19 protein-coding genes and 1 riboswitch are annotated in these 23,102 nt (G+C 44.6%); of the genes, 18 read left to right on the forward strand and 1 reads right to left on the reverse strand.

Features of this window, described 5'->3' with window-relative positions:
- The first annotated feature begins 131 nt into the window (after positions 1 to 131).
- The 16 genes from V7D18_RS02165 (at position 132) to V7D18_RS02240 (ending at position 19,931) form a co-directional block, all read left to right on the forward strand.
- Positions 132 to 1,376: an AraC family transcriptional regulator gene (locus V7D18_RS02165; RefSeq protein WP_426151010.1), complete on the forward strand. Its 1,245-nt coding sequence runs from the start codon at positions 132 to 134 to the stop codon at positions 1,374 to 1,376.
- A 19-nt stretch (positions 1,377 to 1,395) separates the two neighbouring features.
- The gene (locus V7D18_RS02170) at positions 1,396 to 1,740 is read left to right on the forward strand and encodes a hypothetical protein (RefSeq protein ID WP_426151012.1); all 345 of its coding nucleotides are present in this window, start codon (positions 1,396 to 1,398) and stop codon (positions 1,738 to 1,740) included.
- 24 nt (positions 1,741 to 1,764) lie between these two features.
- Entirely contained in the window at positions 1,765 to 2,229 is a 465-nt protein-coding gene (locus V7D18_RS02175) for an arginine repressor (protein WP_426151014.1), read from the forward strand.
- Positions 2,230 to 2,362: 133 nt separating this feature from the next.
- Positions 2,363 to 4,837 carry a hypothetical protein gene (locus V7D18_RS02180; protein WP_426151015.1) on the forward strand — a complete coding sequence of 825 codons (2,475 nt, stop codon included), beginning with the start codon at positions 2,363 to 2,365 and terminating at the stop codon, positions 4,835 to 4,837.
- A 107-nt stretch (positions 4,838 to 4,944) separates the two neighbouring features.
- Entirely contained in the window at positions 4,945 to 6,237 is a 1,293-nt protein-coding gene (locus V7D18_RS02185; RefSeq protein WP_426151017.1) for a UDP-N-acetylglucosamine 1-carboxyvinyltransferase, read from the forward strand.
- Between the two features lie 50 nt (positions 6,238 to 6,287).
- The gene (locus V7D18_RS02190; protein WP_426151160.1) at positions 6,288 to 7,211 is read left to right on the forward strand and encodes a nucleotidyltransferase family protein; all 924 of its coding nucleotides are present in this window, start codon (positions 6,288 to 6,290) and stop codon (positions 7,209 to 7,211) included.
- 102 nt (positions 7,212 to 7,313) lie between these two features.
- Positions 7,314 to 7,440: riboswitch (SAM riboswitch) on the forward strand.
- Between the two features lie 89 nt (positions 7,441 to 7,529).
- Positions 7,530 to 8,717, forward strand: a complete 1,188-nt coding sequence (gene metK, locus V7D18_RS02195; RefSeq protein ID WP_426151019.1) for a methionine adenosyltransferase — start codon at positions 7,530 to 7,532, stop codon at positions 8,715 to 8,717.
- Between the two features lie 253 nt (positions 8,718 to 8,970).
- Positions 8,971 to 10,353, forward strand: coding sequence for a PTS mannitol transporter subunit IICB (locus V7D18_RS02200; protein WP_426151020.1), 1,383 nt, complete (start codon positions 8,971 to 8,973; stop codon positions 10,351 to 10,353).
- A 98-nt stretch (positions 10,354 to 10,451) separates the two neighbouring features.
- Positions 10,452 to 11,783 (forward strand): protein-N(pi)-phosphohistidine--sugar phosphotransferase, encoded by a 1,332-nt coding sequence (locus V7D18_RS02205; protein WP_426151022.1) that lies wholly within the window; start codon positions 10,452 to 10,454, stop codon positions 11,781 to 11,783.
- Between the two features lies 1 nt (position 11,784).
- Complete coding sequence (locus tag V7D18_RS02210; protein ID WP_426151024.1) at positions 11,785 to 13,890, forward strand: BglG family transcription antiterminator; 2,106 nt, start codon at positions 11,785 to 11,787, stop codon at positions 13,888 to 13,890.
- Between the two features lie 161 nt (positions 13,891 to 14,051).
- Positions 14,052 to 14,519, forward strand: coding sequence for a PTS sugar transporter subunit IIA (locus V7D18_RS02215; RefSeq protein ID WP_426151026.1), 468 nt, complete (start codon positions 14,052 to 14,054; stop codon positions 14,517 to 14,519).
- Positions 14,519 to 15,448 (forward strand): 1-phosphofructokinase, encoded by a 930-nt coding sequence (gene pfkB / locus V7D18_RS02220; protein ID WP_426151028.1) that lies wholly within the window; start codon positions 14,519 to 14,521, stop codon positions 15,446 to 15,448. The genes V7D18_RS02215 and pfkB overlap by 1 nt, the downstream gene beginning before the upstream one ends.
- Before the next feature lie 36 nt (positions 15,449 to 15,484).
- Positions 15,485 to 16,759 carry a zinc-binding dehydrogenase gene (locus tag V7D18_RS02225; protein ID WP_426151030.1) on the forward strand — a complete coding sequence of 425 codons (1,275 nt, stop codon included), beginning with the start codon at positions 15,485 to 15,487 and terminating at the stop codon, positions 16,757 to 16,759.
- A 294-nt stretch (positions 16,760 to 17,053) separates the two neighbouring features.
- Positions 17,054 to 18,484: an ATP-binding protein gene (locus V7D18_RS02230; RefSeq protein WP_426151162.1), complete on the forward strand. Its 1,431-nt coding sequence runs from the start codon at positions 17,054 to 17,056 to the stop codon at positions 18,482 to 18,484.
- On the forward strand, positions 18,481 to 19,170 hold the full coding sequence (locus V7D18_RS02235; RefSeq protein WP_426151032.1) for a response regulator transcription factor: 690 nt from the start codon (positions 18,481 to 18,483) through the stop codon (positions 19,168 to 19,170). Before V7D18_RS02230 ends, V7D18_RS02235 begins: the two co-directional genes overlap by 4 nt.
- Before the next feature lie 2 nt (positions 19,171 to 19,172).
- Positions 19,173 to 19,931, forward strand: a complete 759-nt coding sequence (locus tag V7D18_RS02240) for a DUF6062 family protein (protein ID WP_426151034.1) — start codon at positions 19,173 to 19,175, stop codon at positions 19,929 to 19,931.
- Positions 19,932 to 19,944: 13 nt separating this feature from the next.
- On the opposite strand, the gene V7D18_RS02245 is transcribed toward V7D18_RS02240, so the two are convergent.
- Positions 19,945 to 20,790: a helix-turn-helix domain-containing protein gene (locus tag V7D18_RS02245; protein WP_426151036.1), complete on the reverse strand. Its 846-nt coding sequence runs from the start codon at positions 20,788 to 20,790 to the stop codon at positions 19,945 to 19,947.
- Positions 20,791 to 20,911: 121 nt separating this feature from the next.
- On the opposite strand from V7D18_RS02245, the gene V7D18_RS02250 reads away from it, so the two are divergent.
- Positions 20,912 to 21,931: a Gfo/Idh/MocA family protein gene (locus V7D18_RS02250; RefSeq protein ID WP_426151038.1), complete on the forward strand. Its 1,020-nt coding sequence runs from the start codon at positions 20,912 to 20,914 to the stop codon at positions 21,929 to 21,931.
- A gap of 3 nt (positions 21,932 to 21,934) precedes the next feature.
- Positions 21,935 to 23,089 (forward strand): Gfo/Idh/MocA family protein, encoded by a 1,155-nt coding sequence (locus V7D18_RS02255; RefSeq protein WP_426151040.1) that lies wholly within the window; start codon positions 21,935 to 21,937, stop codon positions 23,087 to 23,089.
- The last annotated feature ends 13 nt before the right edge of the window (positions 23,090 to 23,102 follow it).

Raw genomic sequence — 23,102 nt, forward strand, 5'->3', positions numbered from 1 at the left:
TTTTATTTATATCAGGTAAAATGGGATACTTTTCCTCCAGGTATGAATAGAAATACTTATATTATCATGAAACAAATGAATATACGATAACTTATTAACGTATTACGCAAAATCTGGAAGGATTTGATAAGATGAAGGAGTATATTGAGCTGCAGTCACATTTCTGCTCAAAAATAGATATTAAAAAAATATGCACCTTTGATTACGAAACAATCGCGGAAAGAACTTTGCCGTTGTATCACAAAAGTCCGAGATTCATTTTAGTGAGAGAAGGAAAAGGCAGTATCGAGATAGACAGGGAACGGTACGAACTAAAATCAGGAGTATTGCTTTCTGTACTGCCATGGGAGTGCACACAAATCGTAGAGGTGGAAGAGGTCTTAAGCTTTGAAATTGTTAAATATAATTATGATGTGGTGGCGGAAACGATAAAATCCTCTACCTCCATGTCGGATCCTGTTTCTGTTTTAAAGAAACTGGAAGAAACTCCATATGCGTATCTTACGGAGGAAATGAGAGAAGAGGTGGGATATCTGTTTCTTAAAATCAGGGAAGAGGCAGGGGTGGAATCTGTAATGGATTTCAGGGAAAGAAGATCCTATCAGGAGATAAATATAATTATGCTTGTTTCTTCTTTGATCATTGCATTTTGCCGTGTGATTGATAACAGGGATAAAAAGATATGTATAAAAAACGGATCAGAGGATAACCGGCTGCTGATCCTGCGTTACATCTACATGCATCTGGGAGAGAAGATTACTCTGGAGAGAATAGCGAAACAGTTTTATTTGAGCAGATCATCGGTCCGGATGTATATCTTCGAAAAGACAGGACTTGCATTTCATGAACTGGTCAGTGAAATGCGGATTGTAAAAACAATCAATTATTTATTATATACGGATATGACATTGGAGGAAATAGCGCCTGTTCTTGGATATGTGGATGCAGCACATATATCCAAGGTATTTTCCTACCGTATGGAAAATAAGATCAGCAATTACCGAAGAACGTATCAAAGAGTTTTGAACATAACAAATATAGAAGAGAAAAAGATGGCTTACCAGCTGGTGGAGTATATTTCCAGAAATTATCAGGAGGAGATACAGGCGTTTGAAACGTCAGAAAGATTCGGCATATCCATAGAGGAGATGAACCGGCATTTAATGATGCAGGTAGAATGTAATTTTTCTGATTTTGTGAACCGGTTAAGGATTGACAAATCCTGTGAACTGCTTCTTGATACGGATAAATCGATTACTGATATTGCTATAGAAGTAGGCTATGGAACGGTAAAGACATTCCGCAGAAACTTTATCCAGCTCAGGCATGTTCTGCCCAATGAGTTTCGGGCAGCCCAGGCTGTGCTTGTCAACTGATGAAAAAAGAGGGAAAAAGATGGAATACCAGAAAGAAGAGTATGTGTCATGTGATCATCTGTTCAAAATGAAATTTAAAGTTGGAAAGATTGTAAAATGTTCGGAAGTAAATCAGTCCAACAGGCTTTTATGCTTTCAGGTGGAGATTGGGGACAAGACATGTCAGATCCTGTGCGGTCTGAAAGGATATTATGAAACCGGAGAAGTTATCGGAAAAAAAGTGATGGTTCTGGAAAATGTGAAAACCACCAGAATAGCAGGTATGAAATCGGAAGGGATGCTTATGGTGGCGGAGGATCGGGAAGGGAATGTGTCCTTTATGATTCCTGACCGTGACATGGAAGCTGGAGTTGAGATTCTTTAGGTGAACAGGTAAAAGGGGAATAAGGTGAATGAATTAGAAAAGGATAATGTAAAAACCAGGCGTCAGAAGACAATTCTTAAATTGATCAGGAAGCAGCCCATCACGACACAGACAATGCTTAAGGAATATTTAAGCAGGGAGGGGATTGATGTCACCCAGGCCACCTTATCCAGGGATATCAGGGAGATGAACCTGATAAAGGGAGTAAGCGGGGAAGGATATATTCAAAGCAGTATTATATCCAGACACCAGATTTCCCACAGGCTTTTTATACTGTTTTCCATGGCAGTCAGGGCAGTGGAGCTGTCAGGAAATGTGGTTGTTATTGACTGTGAGCCAGGCATGGCGGCGTCTGTATGTACGGTTATCGATGAACTGGGCTGGAATGAAATTGTAGGAACCATTGCTGGGAATAATACGATCTTCGTAATTACCAGAGAAGGTACTTCCTATCAGCTGGCGGAGCAGTTTAGGAATATCAGCAGTTAAGACAGGATATGGAATTTACGCTAACCGGGTTTTTTTGCCAATTAACGAATGTTTAAGAAAGTTTTCGTTGTAGTTTTGTCCATTATTGTATACAATAAAGTAGATTAAATTGGAAAAATAAAGGATGTTTTATATGAATCGTTTGGCTAAAAAAATCGGAATTTTATCTGTGGTATTCCTGTTGGCTATCGCAGTTTATTTTATGTGGAATCAGAGAAATACGGAAAAAAGCGATGTAATGGTGTATACCTCCATGGATGAGGCATCACTTCCTGTTGTATACGCGGATATGTTCGGAAGAAAGATGAATCTGCTGCACGGCTATGTTCAGGATATGGCACAGACTGTATCAAGGGAAGCCCTTACCGTTCTTCCCCAGGACAGGAATTTAAGCCTTGGGATTGCAGATTATAACGGAAGTATAACCGGCATTCAGTATGAAGTGCGCAGTCTTGATTTAAGCCGTCTGGTGGAACGGACCAGCCTGAGTAAGTGGGATGAGGAAGATGGAACAGTAAAGGCTGCGCTTCCCATACAGAATCTGCTGACAAAAGACAAGGAATATATACTGATACTGACTCTGGACACATCGGAAAACGGAACACTTTATTATTATACCCGGATCATGTGGACAGACAGTACCAATGGGAAGGACATGATCGATTTTGCCGTAGATTTCACCACCAGGACATTTCACTATGATCAGGCAAGAGATTTAACCACGTATCTTGAGACCAGTAATTCCGAGGATAACAGTTCTCTTGGACATGTGTCTATCCGGTCCAGCTTTTCCCAACTCACATGGGGCGGGCTGACGATGGAGCCGGTAGGGGAGATCCGTGCCACCCTGAAGGATTTAGACGGCGTGATGTGCAGTGTCAGTCTGGAGTATCAGGCGGCGCGGACAGGCGAAGGGGATGACAGAGAGCTATATGAAGTGGAAGATTCCTTCACGATGAAATGGGATAGCAAGCGCATTTATCTGATGGACTTTGAACGGAGTACCAATCAGATCTTCTCCGGACAGAAAGAACTGTTTTCGGGAAAACGGATTACACTGGGAATTACCAATGCGGATGAAGTACAGACGAAAAAAAGTCCCGGAGGAAATTGTATTGCCTATGGAATTAACCGGGATTTATGGACATATGATCAGAAACAGGGGCATGCAGTAAAGGTATTTTCTTTCCGAAGCGGAAAAGACGACGGCCTTCGCAGCGGATATAACCAGCATGACATTAAGATTCTGTCAGTGAGTGACAACGGCGATGTGGATTTTCTTGTTTACGGCTATATGAACAGGGGAATTCACGAAGGAAGTATGGGAATCGCTCTTTACCGCTATGACAGCGGAGAGAATGCCATAGGAGAGCGTTTCTTTACACCGGTCACTTCATCCTTTGAGATGCTGAAGGAAGAGGTGGATCAGCTTTCTCATCTGGGCACCAACGGAATGCTCTACCTTATGGCGGGCAGATCGGTTTATGGAATTGATTTAAACAGCAACGAATATATGGTACTGGCAGATTCTCTTTCTGAGGGAGGTTATGCAGTCAGCAGTACAGAACGCCATTTTGCATGGCAGGAAGGCAGTGACGTTTACGGTGCCAGTGTCATACATTTGATGGATTTAGATACAGGTATTAAAAGGGAGATCAACGGAGGAGAGGATAATAAGTTCCGTCCCCTGGGCTTTGTAGGCGATGATTTCATATACGGAATCGCAAAAGGCGGTGATATCTGGACACAAAACGGAAGAGTTCTGGATGCTCCCATGTATCGGATTGAGATCATGGACCAGAGCGGAGCCATCGTAAAGAAGTATGAACAGGATCAGTCTTATATTGCGGATGTTACAGTGGACGGAAGCCGGATTCATTTAACCCAGGTGTTAAAAACCGGGGATCAGTCCTATTCGGTTTCCAGACAGGATACCATTGTCTGCAACCAGGAGCTTACCTCTGAAGAATTGAAAGGAATCGGCTGGTATGCTTCAGAGGACCGTAAAAAGATTTACTTCGTCCAGTTAGACCAGGAAGCAGCAAGCCGGAATGTAACCATTGCAGTTCCGAAAAAAGTAGCTTATGAAACGACTGAGGTGGTTGAATTAAAGAGCCGCCCCAAAACTCAGGAAAACAGATTTCTGGCCTATGCAGGAGGTCATTATCTGGGAAGCAGTAAAAGCTTCATTAAGGCTTTGGAGCTTGCCTATGATAAGATGGGGGTTGTGACAGACCAGAATCAGGAGATGCTCTGGAACCGGGTTAACCGGCCTCCTGTTAAAAATATGAAGGATCCATTGAAAACCGGGGCGGCCTTCTTCCGGAATCTGTCAGGATTTACGGAAAACGGATTAACGGATGGTGTCTTTATGATTGACGCCAGGGGCGCTGCCTTAAATCAGATCCTTTATTTCATCGGACAGGGCTGTCCGGTAGCCGCTTACACAGGACAGGGAGGGTTTCTGCTCATTTCGGGCTATGACCAGTATAATGTGACCCTCTACAATCCGGAAACCAAAGACAGCCAGAAAATGGGCTTAAATGATGCCTCTGCTTACTTTTCAGGCCTTGGAAACGATTTTGTCTGCGGAGTATTTTTGGAATAAGAAAATGCGTTCTCTTTACAAATTCGTAAGATATGTTATAATCATGAAAGGCGAATGTTAAAAATTAAGAGAATTGTAATAGATAAAAGGATAGTCAGAGGTGTGAAATGGAGCAGTATATTATGAAAGGCGGTAATCCCCTGGTTGGAGAAGTGACCATAGGGGGAGCCAAGAATGCCGCTTTGGGAATTCTGGCAGCAGCTATCATGACAGATGAGGATGTGCTGATTGATAATCTGCCTGATGTGAGAGATATTAACGTGTTACTGGAAGCAATCGAAGAAATCGGAGCGAAAGTGGAGCGGATTGACAGACATACGGTCCGTATTAACGGACAGACAATCCGTGAAGTATCGGTTGATGATGAATATATACGCAGAATCAGAGCTTCCTACTATTTTATCGGAGCTATGCTTGGAAAATATAAAAGTGCCCAGGTTCCCCTTCCGGGAGGCTGCAACATTGGAAGCAGACCCATTGACCAGCATTTAAAGGGCTTTCGTGCACTGGGAGCCGATGTTAAGATTGAACGGGGAGCAGTGATCGCCCACGCGATTGATCTTGTAGCAAGCCATATCTATCTTGATGTGGTCAGCGTAGGAGCTACCATCAACATTATGATGGCTGCAACTCTTGCAGAAGGACAAACCATTCTGGAGAACGTGGCAAAGGAACCTCACGTCGTTGACGTCGCTAACTTTTTAAACAGTATGGGTGCCAATATTAAGGGAGCAGGCACCGATACCATTCGAATCAAAGGCGTTTCCAGACTTCACGGAACGGAATATTCCATTATTCCCGACCAGATTGAGGCAGGCACATTTATGTGTGCAGCAGCAATTACACGGGGCGATGTTATGGTAAAGAATGTGATTCCCAAGCACCTGGAAGCCATTTCGGCCAAACTTCTTGAGATGGGCTGTGAAGTGGTGGAATTTGATGATGCAGTCCGTGTAGTGGGAAAAACCAATCAGAAACACACAGATATTAAGACACTTCCTTATCCGGGATTCCCGACTGATATGCAGCCTCAGATGGCAGTAACACTGGCTCTGGCAGGAGGTACCAGTGTAGTGACTGAGAGTATTTTTGAGAACCGCTTCCGCTATGTGGATGAGCTTTCCCGCATGGGTGCCAATGTAAAGGTGGAAGGCAACGTCGCTGTAATTGACGGTGTGACCGGTCTGACCGGAGCCTTCGTGAATGCTCCCGACTTACGTGCAGGAGCAGCGCTGGTGATTGCAGGTCTTGCAGCAGATGGATATACCGTAGTGGATGAAATCGGTTATATTCAAAGGGGTTATGAATGCTTTGAAGATAAGCTTCAGGGACTGGGTGCCATGATTGAAAAGGTGGATTCAGAAAAAGAAGCTCAGAAATTTAAATTAAAAGTAGGTTAGGCGGGGGATTCCCCCGCCGTTTTGCTTGACAGGAGGAAGGGGCTATGGAAATGAAGAAGAAACCGGTGCTGGTTATTATGGCGGCGGGTATGGGCAGCCGGTACGGCGGATTAAAACAGATTGATCCGGTGGATGCCCAGGGAAACAAGATCATTGATTTTTCCATTTATGACGCGGTGGAAGCCGGCTTTGAAAAGGTAGTATTCATCATTAAGAAGGCAATTGAAAAGGAGTTTAAGGAACACATCGGAGACCGTATGGCGGCGCACGTAAAAGTGGAATATGTTTATCAGGAACTTTCTAAACTCCCTGAGGGATATAAAGTGCCGGAGGGGCGAGTAAAGCCATGGGGAACGGGTCATGCCATCCTGTGCTGTGAAGAAGTGATTGATGGTCCCTTTGCTGTGATTAATGCCGACGATTACTATGGGAAAAGTGCTTTTGTTTCTGTTTTCAACTTCTTATCTGAAGTCCAGGAAGTGGACAGATATCAGTTTTCCATGGTTGGTTATAAGCTCTACAACACACTGACAGAGAATGGTCATGTGGCGAGAGGGGTATGCACGGTTTCAAAAGACGGACTGCTGACCGACATCTGCGAGAGAACCAGAATAGAAAAGCATGGGGAGAGAGCGGAATATACGGAAGATGACGGAGCAACCTGGACCGGGCTTTCGGAAGATACACTTGTATCCATGAATTTATGGGGATTTACCGAAAGCGTTTTAAAAGAGCTGAAAGAACGGTTCCCTATTTTCTTAAACAAAGAGTTAAAAGACAATCCCCTCAAATGTGAGTTCTTCCTGCCGTTTGTGGTTGATGAGCTTTTAAAAGAGAATAAAGCAGAGGTAACTGTGCTGAAAAGTACAGACCGCTGGTATGGAGTTACCTATCAGGAAGATAAAAAGACGGTAGTTGATGCCATTGCAGGTTTTAAGGCGGCAGGCCTTTATCCGGAAAAGCTCTGGGACTAACAGAAAATCCGCAAGACTATTGACATATGTCCGTTATTAGAGTAGAATGAAAAAGCAGATATCATAACTGCTAATTGAATAACAAATGAAAAGTCGTAATATCCCTTATTCAGAGTGATGGAGATACAAAGGATCTGTGAAGTCACGGCAACCCCGGCCGATTTTGTGGTTTTAACCACAAGAAGCGTCTGGAAGGTGCCAACCTGAGCGAGAAATCGAGCAATAAGAGGATTTGATACAAAGTTGAATCAAGTCCGCGTTGCTGCGGACTTTTCTTTTTGTTATTCCCCCATGTAAAGTAAAGGAGGAAATGACAACATGGAAAAATTATTATTTACATCCGAATCCGTTACAGAAGGACATCCGGATAAAATGTGTGATCAGATCTCTGATGCCATACTTGATGAGATGTTAAAACAGGACCCGATGAGCCGGGTGGCTTGTGAGACCTGTACCACCACCGGTCTTGTTATGGTTATGGGTGAGATCACAACCCAGGCATATGTGGACATTCAGAAGGTAGTGCGTGAAACGGTAAGAGAGATCGGTTATGACCGTGCAAAATACGGTTTTGACTGTGCCACATGCGGAGTGATTGTAGCTCTGGATGAACAGTCCAAGGATATTGCAATGGGCGTTGACCGTGCGCTGGAAGCGAAAGAAAACAAGATGTCAGAGAAAGAACTCGATGCCATCGGAGCCGGAGATCAGGGTATGATGTTCGGTTACGCCAGCAACGAGACAGAAGAATATATGCCATATCCCATCGCACTGGCTCATAAGCTTGCACTTCAACTGACAAAAGTGCGTAAGAATGGAACCTTAACTTATCTCCGTCCTGATGGAAAAACTCAGGTTACGGTAGAATACGATGAGAACGGCAAACCTCTCCGCCTTGATGCGGTGGTATTATCCACCCAACATGATGAGGATGTCAGCCAGGAACAGATTCATAAAGATATCAAAAAATATGTGTTTGACGAGATACTTCCGGCTGAGCTTATAGATGATCATACCAAATTTTTTATTAATCCCACCGGCCGCTTTGTAATCGGCGGACCTCAGGGAGACAGTGGTCTTACCGGCCGTAAAATCATTGTGGACACCTACGGAGGATATGCCCGTCACGGCGGCGGAGCATTCTCAGGAAAGGACTGCACCAAGGTTGACCGTTCAGCCGCTTATGCAGCCCGCTATGTTGCAAAGAATATCGTAGCAGCCGGTCTTGCAGATAAGTGTGAAATACAGTTATCCTACGCCATCGGAGTGGCTCACCCCACTTCCATCATGGCAGATACCTTTGGTACCGGAAAAGTAAGCAATGAAAAGCTGGTTGAGATTATCCGTGAAAACTTCGACTTACGTCCGGCTGGTATTATTAAAATGCTGGATTTACGCCGCCCGATCTATAAACAGACTGCTGCTTACGGACATTTTGGAAGAAACGATTTAGATTTGCCATGGGAAAAGCTTGACAAGGTTTCCCTTTTAAAAGAATATTTATAATCCTTATATGAGAAGGATGCCGCAAAAACAGCTGATTATAGCTGGGAGCGGCATCTTTCTTTTTGTGAATAGAGCAAAGATTTTATGGTTTTTAACATTTGGCACTAAACTTAGCGCCAAATCCCCGTTACTTCGTGTTGAAATTTAAAGCTCACATTGATTATAATAAGGCTATGAAAAGGAATTGATTGGCCAATCATACCTTCCACGGATCACACAGTAAATACTATAACATGAAGTGAGGGTATGTAAAATGAAAGAGAAGGTACAAGTATTTGGCCGCTTTTTAAGCGGTATGGTAATGCCTAACATCGGTGCATTTATTGCATGGGGACTGATTACGGCATTGTTTATTCCAACGGGCTGGTATCCCAATGAAGCCATCGGGGCTCTGGTTTCTCCTATGGCCAGCATGCTTCTGCCGCTATTAATCGCATATACAGGCGGTACGGTTGTTTATGGCCAGCGGGGTGGCGTGATCGGCGCAATCACAGCGATGGGCGTAATCGTCGGCTCCAGTGTTCCCATGTTTATGGGGGCAATGATCGTGGGTCCTGTCAGTGCCTGGGTGATTAAGCAGTTTGACCGTAAAATAGAGGGGAAGGTCCCTGCCGGCTTTGAAATGCTGGTTAACAACTTCTCCCTGGGCATCATCGGTGCCATCTTAACAGTGATCGCCTTGAAGGGAGTTGCGCCTTTTGTAGAGGTTATGAACCGTGTGATGGAATCAGGGGTAGGTTTCTTTGTGGATCATAAGCTGCTGCCTCTGGCAAGCGTCTTTATTGAGCCTGCTAAGATCCTGTTCTTAAACAATGCCGTCAACCATGGTATTCTTTCTCCTATGGGTATCCAGCAGGTAGAAGAAATGGGAAAATCCATATTCTTTCTTCTGGAGGCAAACCCAGGACCGGGACTCGGTATTTTGCTTGCTTATTGTATTGCTGGGAAAGGATCTGCCAAAAGCTCAGCACCCGGCGCAATCATCATTCACTTTTTAGGCGGAATCCATGAGATTTATTTCCCATACATCCTGATGAACCCTCTTTTACTTCTGGCGGTTATTTCAGGCGGAGCCAGCGGAATCTTTGTGTTCCAGCTTCTTGGTGTGGGATTGACCTCACCGGCATCTCCTGGAAGCATCCTGGCTGTCCTTGCAATGACACCAAGAGGCGGATACTTTGGTACGCTGGCAGGTGTTACAGTAGCTGCAGCTGTTTCCTTCCTTGTTGCTCTTCCTCTGCTTCGGTTTACAGGTAAAAACGGAGATCTGGATGAATCGAAGGATAAAGTTAAGAAGATGAAGCAGGAATCCAAAGGAAATCAGACAGCAGAAAAGAAAACGGTATCTGAGAGCCCTGTTAAAAAAATTGTATTTGCCTGCGATGCAGGTATGGGTTCCAGCGCCATGGGAGCTACCGTATTGAAAAAAAAGCTGGCGGCAGCAGGATTCGGAGATATCGAAGTGGTTCACTCACCGGTATCCTCAATTCCGCTGGATGCTCAGATTGTGGTGACTCATAAGGAATTGAAGGAGCGAGCGGCTCACAGCAATCCGGAGGCAGAACTGGTTCTGATCACTAATTTTATGGCAGCTCCGGAATATGACCAGCTGGTGGAAACATTAAAAGGCAATTAGATAAAAATTCATAGTAAACTACGGCCTTTCATCTGATTATAAACCATGATATAATACTTACAAAAATATATAATGGGTTCAGAAGGGGAGTTTCACAGATGAAATTAGCGGGGAAAGTACTGAAGTATTACAGCAGGGTGATCGCTGAATGCATACCTTTGTTTGTGACAGCAGGGCTGCTGTCAGTCTTTTCAGCAGGCATATTCCAGAATGAACACCTGTATGAAATGTCTAAAATTTTATCTTTTCTGGTGATTCCGGTGTTTATGGGATATAAAGCAGGCACTATGTGCGGCGGGGAAGTCGGCGGTTTAGCCGGCACCCTTGCCGCTTCTGTTGTTGTTATGGCAGAGCCTGCTTCTGCCATGATTCTGTCTGTTATGGTTGGCAGTATGGCCGGATTTTTATGCAAAAGGGGATTGGACCGGATCAAAAACTGGATCCCCCCCGGCTTTGAGATGCTCTTTTGCAACTTATACTTGGCATCTTTAGGGCTGCTTGCCGGAGGTGCTGCCTATGTTTTTGTGATACCGGTGGCAGAATGGCTGCTGGGATTTTTGGGGAATGGTTTATCGATTATGATAGACAGGGGCATCATCCCTTTTATCAGCTTTGTGGTAGAGCCATTGAAAATTATTTTTTTTAATAACTGGATCAATCACGGCTTTTTTCTGCCGCTGGGGTTGGAACAGCTGAAAACCCAGGGTAGTTCCATTCTGTTTCTTTTGGAGACCAATCCCGGGCCGGGATTCGGGGTCCTTCTTGCTTACACCCTGGTTAACCGGAATATGAGGAAAACAATGGTTTCCAGCCTTATTATCCAGTCTCTGGGGGGCATCCATGAGGTTTATTTTCCTTATGTACTGTCAGATATCCGGTTATTGGCTGGTGCCATTGCCGGCAGCATTGCGGGAAATTACTGTTTTATGATGACAGGCAGCGGACTTTTGGGTCCGGCTTCACCTGGAAGCATCATTACCATACTGATTATGGCGGACAAAAAGCATTGGCTGGGGATTGTTATGGGGATTTTTGTCTCTGCTGCGGTGTCCTGCCTTCTGTCCTGCCTGATCCTGTTGGGGAAGAGAGAGAAACCATTTATTGATAAAGAAAAAGAGCAAAAGGGTGAAGAGATGCCGATGAAGAGAATGGAACATGCCAGAGTATATTTTGTCTGCGACGCAGGAATGGGATCCAGTGCCATGGCCAGTGCCCTGTTTAAGAAAAAACTGAAACTGGAAGGCCTGGCAGGTGTAGAGGTATTCCATGTGTCAGCTGACCGCATTCCTGCTGATGCAGATGCCGTTGTCTGCCAGAAGGATTTTGCCCGTTTCCTGACAGAAATTCATGTTCCATGCTTTACGGTGGATAATTTAACAGATATGTCTGGTTATAAGGAGCTCCTGAACTGGTTAATGGGAGGTGGATGAAATGGCGGGTAATGATTTTACGCCCAGAATGCAGCAAATCGTTCTGGCTTTGCTGAAAGAGCACGGGCCTGTTCCCGTAAAGCAGCTTGCAGACCAGATCCGTATCAGTAAAAGAACGGTGCAAAGGGAGCTGGAATACATTCCCAGGGCACTTAAGAAATACGGTCTGACTTTTTGTTCCAAAACCGGGACTGGTATCTGGCTGGAAGGAGACAGGACCCAAATGGAAGCCTTAAAGGCTGAACTTGAAGCAGATGATGCCCTTGACGTTTCTGACCGGATTGAACGCCAGAAGCGTCTGGTCCTGGAAATTCTCAAGGATAAGACGTTAAAAAAGCTGTATTATTACAGTGATATATTCGGAGTCAGCGAGGCCACTGTCAGCTCGGATTTGGAAGCGGTCAAAGAGTGGTTTCACAAGTATCATCTGGAAATAAAGAGAAAGCCGGGATACGGTGTGTTCATTGAGGGCAGCGAACGGGATTTCCGCCGGGCCCTCAGGGTATTTATCGATGAAAACATTCATACAGAGATGATACAGGGGCTGTATGAAGACCGGAACCAGTCCGTGTTAAATGTAATTCAGAATAAAAGTGAGAGGAACATTTACAGAATTCTGGATGACGATATTGTAAAACGGGTGATTGCCTGCATCTTAAGGTTACGGGATAAGCGAATACTGAATCTGACCCAGGATTCCTACCTTGGTCTGGTGATCCATGTGGCAATTGCCGTGAACCGGATCCGCCGGCAGGAAATCATTGAGGAAAATCCCCTTATGGCGGATTTTTTGCAGAAAGACCAGGATTATGATCTGGCTGAAACCATAACCAGATCTCTGGAAGAAGAGTTTCAGATTCAGATTCCGGAAATTGAGTGTGCCTATATCTGTCTTCACATCAAAGGTTCCAAGATCCAGCAGCTCAATATAGACGAGAAGTCAAAAAGTGAAATTGAAGAATCCAGGGAGTTGTGGGAGGTGGTCAATGAAATGATTGACTGCTATAACGACGGTATGGCTTATTTGCTGAAGCAGGATGAGGAATTTGTAATACAGGGACTGATTGCCCATTTAAAGCCTACTCTGGTTCGCCTTGCCAATGGTATGAAGATCCAGAATCCTTTACTGGAGCAGATTAAACGGGACTATCCCGCTATATTTGAGCGGTGCAGGACCGTTGCCAGGGTAATTGAAGACCGATATGGATATGAGGTACCGGAGCCGGAGATCGGGTTTCTTGCCGTACACTTCGGTGCGGCTGAAGTCCGGATGGAAAGCAGGAAGGAAAGCCGGAGAAAGGTGAATATAGGGATCGTATGCGCCAGCGGGATCGGCATTTCACGGCTTATGTCATCCAAAATTGCCAGAGATTTTTCAGACAGGGTGGAGCTGTCTGTTTATGGTATGACGGACTTATCTCCCTATGTGCTGAACAAAACAGATTTTTTTGTATCCACGGTACCGCTAAAGGAGGAGGCGGACATCCTGTATGTGAGTCCGCTGCTTTCCGCCGAGGAAATGGAGCGGATCGCCGGTAAGGTGCGCCAGTGCGAATATATGCCTAAAAAGCAGGATAACAAGGAGTTTACCATTCAGCTGGACCAGGTGAATTTTATGGCGGTTCAGATTAAAAATGTCATCAGGCTCATGGAGTACCATCGGGTAGACAATGGGATCACATTTGAGGAACTGCTCATAGCCGTCAGTGAAAAACTGGCATCCTTCGCAGACCGTCAGATCATGATCCAGGAGGATTTAATGAGGAGAGAACGGCTTTGCAGCCAGATATTTCCTGATTTAAACTTTGCCCTGCTTCATGCCAGGACGGAAGGGGTGGTAAAACCGGTATTCTCGGTTTGCCAGACAAAAGACGGAACGCCATTTAGCGATCCATATTTTAAAGGAGTATGTGTTGTGCTGGTTATGCTGGTGCCAAAGGATGACCACGAAGCAGAAAACAGTGAGATTCTGGGGGTTTTAAGCGAGAGGCTGATTGAAGAAGAGGAGTTTCTGGAAGCTGTGAGGCATGGAGGAAAAGAGGAGATAAGAGCCTTTGTTTCCCAGTATTTAAATCAATATTTCAGACATTATCTGGACAAAATGTGAGGAATAAAAACAGGAAAGCCGGGTTCGTAAAGAACCTGGTTTTTTTGTGCTTTTTAGTTTTGGCGCCATCTGATGATGCCAAATGCCATTTTGTTTTCGTTGAAAAAGATAAGACAGAGACCCTATAATTTAATAGAACACCAGCAGAGGAGGGGAATATCGTGTTTGGATACGGAAAAAAAAATAAAGAAAAAAATACAGAACTTCTGGAACCTGGGAATATCCGTTTGAATTGCAGACCTGGAGAAAAAGAGACAGTCATAAGGGAAGTGGGGAGAATGCTTTGCGAAAGTGGCTGTGTGGATGAGTCGTATATAGAGGCAATGCTCCGGAGGGAGCTGACCTTTCCTACCAACATCGGCAATGGGATCGCGCTTCCTCACGGTGTGGAGGAATCGAAAAAAAAAATCAGGCGCTCCGGCATTGCAGTCATGGTGTTTCCTGACGGAACCGACTGGGGAGGAGAGATGGTGAAACTGGTCATAGGAATCGCAGGAGCAGGAGAGGAGCATTTGGAGATACTTTCTGTCATTGCACAGTGCCTCGCTGATCCGGAAGATGTGAACCGGATCACCAGGTGCAGTGCACAGGAGATCTATACCATGTTTACCGGAAAGGGGTGGTCTTAATGATCGTTACTGTAACCATGAATCCTGCCATTGATAAAACAGTGGATATTGGAAAATTTGAACGGGGAGATTTAAACAGAATAAAGCGGGTGGAAATTGACGCCGGCGGGAAAGGCATTAACGTTTCCAAGACAATCAGGGAATTAGGAGGAGAAAGCATTGCCACAGGTTTTGTGGGAGGAACCAGCGGCACCATCATCAGACAGGTCCTGGCTGACCTCGGACTTAGGACCGATTTCGTGGACGTAAAAGGGGAGACGAGAACCAATTTAAAGGTGGTGGAGGAAACCGGTGAGGTGACAGAGCTTAATGAACCTGGACCGGAAGTATCAAAGGAACAGCTTGAAGATCTGCTTAACAGGCTGGATGGCTATGCAAATCCAGATACCCTGTTTGTACTGGCAGGGAGCATACCGGCGGGGATACCAACGGATATATACCGAAAGATCACGGAACAGGTTCACCAAAAAGGGGCAAAGGTGTTGCTGGATGCGGACGGCACACTGTTTTCTGAATCCTTAAAAGGAAAGCCGGATATGTTAAAACCGAACCGTTCAGAGCTGGAGCGGTATTATCAGATGGATTACAGGGCTTCCGAACAGGAGCTGGTTTCCATGGGAGAGAAGCTTCTTGATCACGGAGTCTCCATGGCTGCAATCTCCCTCGGGCAGATGGGTGCCATTTTTTTTACAAAGGAGAAGAGGTACCGTTGTCCGGGACTTCGGGTAAAAGCCCATTCCACCGTAGGCGCCGGAGATGCTCTGGTTGCGGCCATGGCATACAGCTGGGATGAAAAGCTGCCCCTTGAAACCTGTATCCGTTTATGCATGGGAGCTTCTGCAGGCGCTGTCACCAGCATAGGGACTAAGCCGCCTCACCGCAGCCTGGTGGATGAATTGGTCAGGCAGGTAGAACTGCAGGAACTTTAATATTAAAATTCGTGAATAAGGTTGGAGGATGGAACTATGAAAACAAAAGCGGTAAGAATGTATGGAACGGATGATTTGAGACTGGAGGAGTTTGAACTTCCACAGATTAAGGAAGATGAGATTCTTGTAAAAATCATGAGCGACAGTATCTGTATGTCCACCTACAAGCTGGTAAAGCAGGGGAAAAAGCATAAAAGGGCGCCGCAAAACATGGATACCAATCCGGTGATTGTCGGTCATGAATGTTCGGGGCTGATTGTAGAAGTTGGGAACAAGTGGAAGGGCCAGTTTCAGCCGGGGCAGAAATTTTCTCTGCAGCCAGCGTTAAATTACATGGGAAAGCTGGATTCACCGGGATATTCTTATGAATTCTGTGGAGGAGCCTGTACTTACTGTATCATGCCCAACGAGGTAATGGAGCTTGGATGTCTTCTGGATTATACCGGAGAGAGCTTTTTTGAAGCATCCCTGGGAGAGCCGATGAGCTGCATCATTGGCGGATTCCATGCCAATTATCATACCAACAAAAGGAATTATGATCATGCCATGGGAACCAAAGCCGGTGGAAACATCCTGATTATGGGAGGATGCGGTCCCATGGGGCTTGGAGCGGTCAGTTATGGCCTCCAGTTTGAAAATAAACCCAAAATGATTGTGGTTACGGATATCAGCGATGAGCGGATTGCCCGGGCCAGGGAAGTGATTTCAGAAGAGTCTGCTTTGGCGAGAGGAATTCAGCTTCTCTATGTTAATACAGCTAAAATGGATGATCCCATTTGTGAACTTACGGCCATTACCGGAGGCCATGGCTATGATGATGTATTTGTGTATGTTCCTGTGAAAGAAGTGGCAGAGATGGGGGATAAACTCCTTGCCTTTGACGGCTGCATGAACTTTTTTGCCGGTCCTTCTGACAGCCAGTTTAAGGCGGAAATCAATCTTTATAACTGCCACTACACGAGCACACATATTATGGGAACCACAGGCGGCAACACAGATGATCTGGTAGAGGCCAATCAGCTGTCGGCCCAAGGAGCCATTGAAGCGGCTGTTATGGTAACCCATGTAGGAGGAATTGACAGTATCGCAGAGGCGACAAAAAATCTGCCTTCCATACCCGGAGGGAAAAAACTTACTTATACACAATTTGATATGCCTTTAACAGCAATTGACGAATTTGAAGAGCTGGGAAAGACTGATCCGCTGTTTAAAAAGCTCAGTGAATCCTGTAAAGCCCATAAGGGATTATGGAATGGGGAAGCGGAAAAGATTCTTTTTGATCATTTTGGAATTGATCCAAAGGAATTATAAATAAGGGCGGAATATTTAAGAATCATCCATGCTGCATCCTTTCACTTACGAAAGGATGCAGCATTTTTTTTCTTATTAGGAAATCCACCAGATTGTTTATTTTACAGAATGACTTAAATTTTAGAATTGTTTTATAAATTTTGAGAGCTATGTGTGTTATAATACCTTACATATTATTAAATATTTTATAAAATATCAATTCAATGATAACGTGGGAGAGACGAAAAGGTGAAATTAAAATTAAGAACACGCCTGGTCGTAGCGTTTATAATCATAACGGTCATACCTCTGACCATGATTTTTGCAGTAGTAGCAGGTTTGGGAAGCTATCAGATGAAGGCATTCCGCAAAGCCTATAATTTAACGGAGCATGTGGATCTTTTATCCGGCAACTCCCTGCAGATATTTAACCGTTTAACCAGAGAAGAGCAAAAGGAGATCAAAAGGATCTTACAAAGCGATCCTGACCAGTTTAATGATCAGGATTTTTTACAAAAGCTGAATGATAATCTGGCATCCAAGTATGCTTATATGATTGTGCGAAAAGGGGATACTCTGATTTATGACGGCAACAGCCATATTACTCAGGGTATTTACGAACAGCTGCCCAGGTATGAGGAGATAGACAGCACTCTTGACGGTGCGATTTATCTGGACGGGGAGACACAGCATCTTGTTAAGCAGATGGACTTCCTTTATTCAGACCAGGAAAAGGGAAGTGTATTTATTGTATCCAATGTAGACGGGCTTCTTCCCGAGATCAAGGTCATGATGGCAGAGATGCTGTTTGCGGCCATTATGATTATTTTATTTACCGACGCTATTTTAATGATGTGGGTATACCGGTCAGTCGTAAGTCCTTTGGGGCGGCTGCAGGTTGCCACCAAGAAGATCAAGGACGGAAACCTGGATTTCAATCTTGAGGTAGAGAACGATGACGAGATCGGACAGCTCTGCCAGGACTTTGAAGAGATGAGAATCCGCTTAAAGGAATCCGCCGAGGAAAAGGTGCAGTATGACAAAGAGAACAAGGAGCTGATCAGCAATATTTCCCATGATTTAAAGACTCCCATTACCGCCATCAAGGGATATGTGGAGGGAATCATGGATGGGGTTGCTTCATCCCCTGAGAAGTTGGACCGTTATATCAGAACAATCTACAATAAAGCCAATGATATGGATAAGCTGATAGATGAGCTTACCTTTTATTCCAAGATTGATACCAATAAGATTCCTTATACGTTCTCCAAAATCAATGTATCCAATTATTTCGGTGACTGCATCGATGAAGTAGGGCTCGAGATGGAGGCAAGGAACATTGAGCTTGGTTATTTCAACTATGTAGATGAAGATGTGATTATTATAGCAGATGCAGAGCAGATGCGAAGGGTCATCAACAACATTATCAGCAATTCTGTAAAATATATGGATAAGAAAAGCGGCATTATCAATATCCGGATTAAGGATGTGGGTGATTTTATACAGGTGGAGATTGAAGACAACGGTAAGGGAATTCCGGCTAAGGACTTACCCAGCATATTTGACCGTTTCTACCGGACTGATTCATCAAGAAATTCTTCCCAGGGAGGAAGCGGAATCGGTTTATCCATTGTCAAGAAGATTATTGAGGATCACGGAGGCAGAATCTGGGCCACCAGCAAGGAAGGAATTGGAACTGAAATACACTTTGTTTTAAGAAAATACCAGGAGGTCATGCAGGAATGAGCAGAATATTGATTGTGGAGGATGAAGTAAGCATCGCGGAGCTGGAGAAGGATTATCTGGAGTTAAGCGGATTTGAAGTTGAGATTGAAAATAACGGAGAAGAAGGGCTTAAGCTGGCGCTCCATGAGGATTTTGATTTACTGATTCTGGATCTGATGCTTCCTGGAGTGGATGGATTTGAGATATGCAGGAAGGTGCGTGAAGTGAAGAATACTCCCATTATCATGGTTTCCGCTAAAAAAGAGGACATCGATAAGATCAGGGGGCTTGGGCTTGGTGCCGACGATTATATTACAAAGCCGTTTTCTCCCAGTGAGATGGTTGCCCGTGTAAAGGCACATCTTGCCCGCTATGAGCGCCTGATCGGCAGCGGTATGCCCGATAATGAGATGATCGAGATCCGCGGCCTTAAGATCGATAAGACTGCAAGGCGCGTATGGGTGAATGGGGAAGAGAAAAACTTTACTACCAAGGAATTTGATCTGCTTACATTCCTGGCGCAGAATCCCAACCATGTTTATACAAAAGAAGAACTGTTCAATAAGATCTGGGATATGGAATCCATCGGAGATATAGCCACAGTTACGGTGCATATCAAAAAGATCAGGGAGAAGATTGAATTCAACACGGCGAAGCCACAGTATATTGAGACCATCTGGGGCGTAGGTTACCGCTTTAAGGTGTAATGATGAAGGAAAAACTATACGAGATTCCCCTAAATGACGCGATGGATGCCGACGATGAATGCCCGTTTTGTTATCTGGAACGGAAAGGGGAAGAAGAGCTGATGGACTTCGTACTGGGGTCCTGTGCTTCCTATATGGAAAGTGACACCAGAGAGAAAACGGACTGTGCAGGTTTTTGCCGGACCCATCAGAAGCGGATGTTTGAATATGGAAATGCCCTTGGGAATGGCTGGATTTTAAAAACCTACTACAAGAAGATGATTTCGGAAATGCAGGAAGAATTTAAAAATTTTTCTCCCGGAAAGAAATCGTTGAAAGACCGGATCACCGGCAGGAAGGCAGAGGAAAATTCCATATGCCGCTGGATTGATGGAAAAGAGAAGACCTGCTATATCTGCGACAGGTCATCGGCGGTTTATGATCGTTATATCGCTACGTTTTATCATCTGTATAAAAAGGATGCTTCCTTCACTGAAAAGCTGAAAAATAGCAAAGGTTTTTGTCTTCATCACTTTGGAGATCTGTTAAGAGAGTCAGACCGGTACTTAAATGACGGAGAACGGGCGCAGTTGTATTCTGTGATTTTTCCGTTGATGCTAAAGAACATGGAACGGGTTTCCGGTGACATAGACTGGTTTATTGAAAAGTATGATTATCTAAACAGGGATGCGGACTGGAAGCAGTCAAAGGATGCCGTTCAGCGCGGTATGCAAAAGATCAGGGGAGGATATCCTGCTGATCCCCCCTATAAGCAGAAATAGTCTGTTTTGATCACTACGGATTAAGCCTTTTAAATTGACCTGGTGTACAGCCGGTTGTCTGACGGAAGGTGCGGATAAAGTTGGAGTAATCCACAAAACCTGACAGATGGCAGGCTTCTGAAACCGTATGACCTTTTAAGAGCATTTCCTTTGCAAGAGCTACCCGCTTCACTACAATATACTGGAAGATGCTGCTTTCTGTCTCTGATTTAAATAAGTGGCTTAAATAATATTTGTCAAGGGACAGGGCAAGGGAGATGGAGTCCAGTGTAAGTGGTTCTGTTAGATGGTCATCAATATAATTCATGATTGTCTGTGCCCTATGAGGCCTTGGCGCTGTTTTTACAGAGCCGGTATTCTGCCAGGCCTGATTAATAAGTATGAGAATCTGAATAATGGTTGTTAACGCTGTTAAATCGCTGCCGTATGGGTGGCGATTTTTTATTGCCTTCTCCAGATTTTTTGCCATGGAAATGAGAAGTTCATGATCAGCCTGGGACAGCAATACCAGATTGTTTTTTCCGGGATCTCTGTGAAAGCAGTCTAAGAGATTGGTTAATGGGGTACAATAAGGCCGGATGTAAGATGGATTAACGTGAATTACCAGCCTGGTAAATGGTTCATTGGAGGTATTGATTGCTTTATGAATCTCCCGGTTGGAAAACAGAATCAGGCTGCCGGGACTCATGTCATAGCATGCATTTTCTACAAAATACTGGATATGGCCGTCTACCAGAAGATAAATTTCATGGCTGTTATGCATGTGAAAATCCACATTACCAGCCATATTGCTGGTGGTGAAATCACAGCTGATGGGATCGGTAAATTCACTGTAATGATAGGGGCTTTCCTTTTTCATGAGCACCTCCTTAAATAGACAATCTACGCATGTTTATAGTCAATCTGCGCAAACAAATTGCGTTAAAACAATTATATAATAGAAATACAGAAGAAACAAGGAAAAGAAAAGAGGAATGATTATGGTTCGGGTTGGAGTGATTGGCTGCGGAAATATCGGAAAAGTCCATTCCATGATCTTAAAGGAATTAAAAGAAGTCAGGCTCTGTGCCATGGCTGATATTCGTATAGACCGGGCGGAGGAATTCTGCCGCCAATATACGGAAGGAAAAGGGCATGCATATGAATCGTTAGAAGAGATGCTTGAGAAAGAAGATCTGGATGGAATTCATATTTGTACGCCTCATTTCTGTCATGTTCCCATGGCGGAAATGGCCTTAAAAAATGGCCTTCACGTATTTATGGAGAAGCCGCCGGCTATTAACCGGCAGCAATTTGAACAGTTAGAAAAGGCATCGTCAGAAAGCGGCGCAAGACTTGGAATCTGCTTTCAGAACCGGTATAACGAAACAACGAAAAAAGCGACAGAGTTGATTGAGGAAGGTAAAATCGGAGCTCTGAGGGGAGGCAGAGCCTTTGTCACCTGGCAAAGGAATGCACCTTATTACACAGAAAGCGGATGGAGAGGAAAGCTGGAGTCAGAAGGCGGCGGAGCCCTTATGAATCAGTCGATACATGCTCTTGACCTGCTGCTTCGCTGGCTTGGCAGGCCGGTCAGAACGGAAGCTTCTATGAGGAATCATCATTTAAAAGGAATTGTGGAGGTGGAAGATACCCTGGAAGCCTATATGGAGTTTACCCAGGGAAAAGATCCTGTAAGAGCCAGCTTTTACGCTACGACTGCATACGTCAGTGACGCGCCTGTTCTCATAGAGATTGCAGGGGAAAGAGGATTTATCCGGGTGGAAGGAGATACAGTCACTTATCAGGAGGCAGGAGAGATGGAACCTGTTATCTGGCGTTCGAAAAAAAGCCTTGTACCGGGAAAATCTTACTGGGGCAGTGGACATGAAGCCTGCATTCACGATTTTTATGACTGTGTCAGTACAGGAAAAGCTTATGGAAATGATCTTAAGTCGATTCGGCTTACATTTGATACAATGATGGATATCTATGAATCTGCAGGAAGTGAGGAGAAATAAACCATGGGAAAAGTGAGACTGGGAATTATCGGAATTGGTAATATGGGGACGAACCATTTGAAGAGTATTCAGGAAGGGAAGGTTCCGGAGATTGTAGTGACAGCAGTGGCTGACAGGGAGGATGGACGGATTGCCTGGGCGAAAGAATATCTGACTGCTGAGACCTTGTATTTTAAAGAAGGAACGGACTTAATCGATGCAGGAGTGTGTGATGCTGTATTAATTGCTGTACCTCATTATCAGCATCCGGAGCTTACAATCTATGCTATGGAGCATGGCCATCATGTCCTGTGTGAGAAGCCTGCAGGTGTTTACACAGCTCAGGTCAGTAAGATGAATGAAGCAGCGCAAAAATCTGACCGGGTATTTGCCATGATGTTTAATCAAAGAACGAACTGCATTTACAGAAAACTGCACGAGCTGGTAACTGGCGGAGAGTTAGGAGCAATCAAACGGGTGAACTGGATTGTGACTGATTGGTATAGAACGCAGTCCTATTATGATTCCGGCAGCTGGAGAGCAACCTGGGACGGAGAAGGCGGAGGTGTACTTTTAAATCAGTGTCCTCACAATATGGACCTGCTGCAATGGATCTGCGGAATGCCGGATAAGGTACGTGCCTTCTGTCACAACGGAAAATGGCATGATATTGAGGTGGAGGATGATGTGACAGCCTATCTGGAATATCCAAACGGGGCAACGGGAGTCTTTGTAACCTCAACAGCGGATGCTCCCGGTACAAACCGGTTCGAGATTACCATGGAGATGGGAAAAGTGGTTTGTGAAAATGACCGTCTTATGCTTTATAAACTGGCGGAAAATGAGCGTACTTTCTGCAAAACAGCAAAAGGCGGATTTGATACACCGGAATGTACCATCACAGAGGTGGAGACAGACGGTGTCAATGAGCAGCATGTGGGAGTGTTAAAGGCATTTGCAGGGAAAATTTTAAGAGGTACACCTCTGGTGGCAGAAGGAGTGGAAGGAATCAATGGACTGACATTATCAAACGCCATGCATTTATCCAGCTGGCTTAACAGAGAAGTAGAGATTCCGTTTGATGAAAATCTGTTTTTAGAGGAATTAAATAAACGACGTGCTGCTTCCAGAAAAAAAGATGGAACTGGCGTGGTATTTGATACAGAAGGAAGTTATTGAGAAAAGGAGAGAG

It is taken from the genome of Lacrimispora sp. 38-1 (assembly GCF_049890855.1).
Lineage (GTDB): Bacteria > Bacillota > Clostridia > Lachnospirales > Lachnospiraceae > Lacrimispora.

Coding starts and splice junctions, on each gene's coding strand:
- V7D18_RS02165 (WP_426151010.1), top strand. CDS start 132: ATGAAGGAGTATATTGAGCTGCAGTCACATTTCTGCTCAAAAATAGAT.
- V7D18_RS02170 (WP_426151012.1), top strand. CDS start 1,396: ATGGAATACCAGAAAGAAGAGTATGTGTCATGTGATCATCTGTTCAAA.
- V7D18_RS02180 (WP_426151015.1), top strand. CDS start 2,363: ATGAATCGTTTGGCTAAAAAAATCGGAATTTTATCTGTGGTATTCCTG.
- V7D18_RS02185 (WP_426151017.1), top strand. CDS start 4,945: ATGGAGCAGTATATTATGAAAGGCGGTAATCCCCTGGTTGGAGAAGTG.
- V7D18_RS02190 (WP_426151160.1), top strand. CDS start 6,288: ATGAAGAAGAAACCGGTGCTGGTTATTATGGCGGCGGGTATGGGCAGC.
- metK (WP_426151019.1), top strand. CDS start 7,530: ATGGAAAAATTATTATTTACATCCGAATCCGTTACAGAAGGACATCCG.
- V7D18_RS02200 (WP_426151020.1), top strand. CDS start 8,971: ATGAAAGAGAAGGTACAAGTATTTGGCCGCTTTTTAAGCGGTATGGTA.
- V7D18_RS02205 (WP_426151022.1), top strand. CDS start 10,452: ATGAAATTAGCGGGGAAAGTACTGAAGTATTACAGCAGGGTGATCGCT.
- V7D18_RS02210 (WP_426151024.1), top strand. CDS start 11,785: ATGGCGGGTAATGATTTTACGCCCAGAATGCAGCAAATCGTTCTGGCT.
- pfkB (WP_426151028.1), top strand. CDS start 14,519: ATGATCGTTACTGTAACCATGAATCCTGCCATTGATAAAACAGTGGAT.
- V7D18_RS02225 (WP_426151030.1), top strand. CDS start 15,485: ATGAAAACAAAAGCGGTAAGAATGTATGGAACGGATGATTTGAGACTG.
- V7D18_RS02230 (WP_426151162.1), top strand. CDS start 17,054: ATGATTTTTGCAGTAGTAGCAGGTTTGGGAAGCTATCAGATGAAGGCA.
- V7D18_RS02235 (WP_426151032.1), top strand. CDS start 18,481: ATGAGCAGAATATTGATTGTGGAGGATGAAGTAAGCATCGCGGAGCTG.
- V7D18_RS02240 (WP_426151034.1), top strand. CDS start 19,173: ATGAAGGAAAAACTATACGAGATTCCCCTAAATGACGCGATGGATGCC.
- V7D18_RS02245 (WP_426151036.1), bottom strand. CDS start 20,790: ATGAAAAAGGAAAGCCCCTATCATTACAGTGAATTTACCGATCCCATC.
- V7D18_RS02250 (WP_426151038.1), top strand. CDS start 20,912: ATGGTTCGGGTTGGAGTGATTGGCTGCGGAAATATCGGAAAAGTCCAT.
- V7D18_RS02255 (WP_426151040.1), top strand. CDS start 21,935: ATGGGAAAAGTGAGACTGGGAATTATCGGAATTGGTAATATGGGGACG.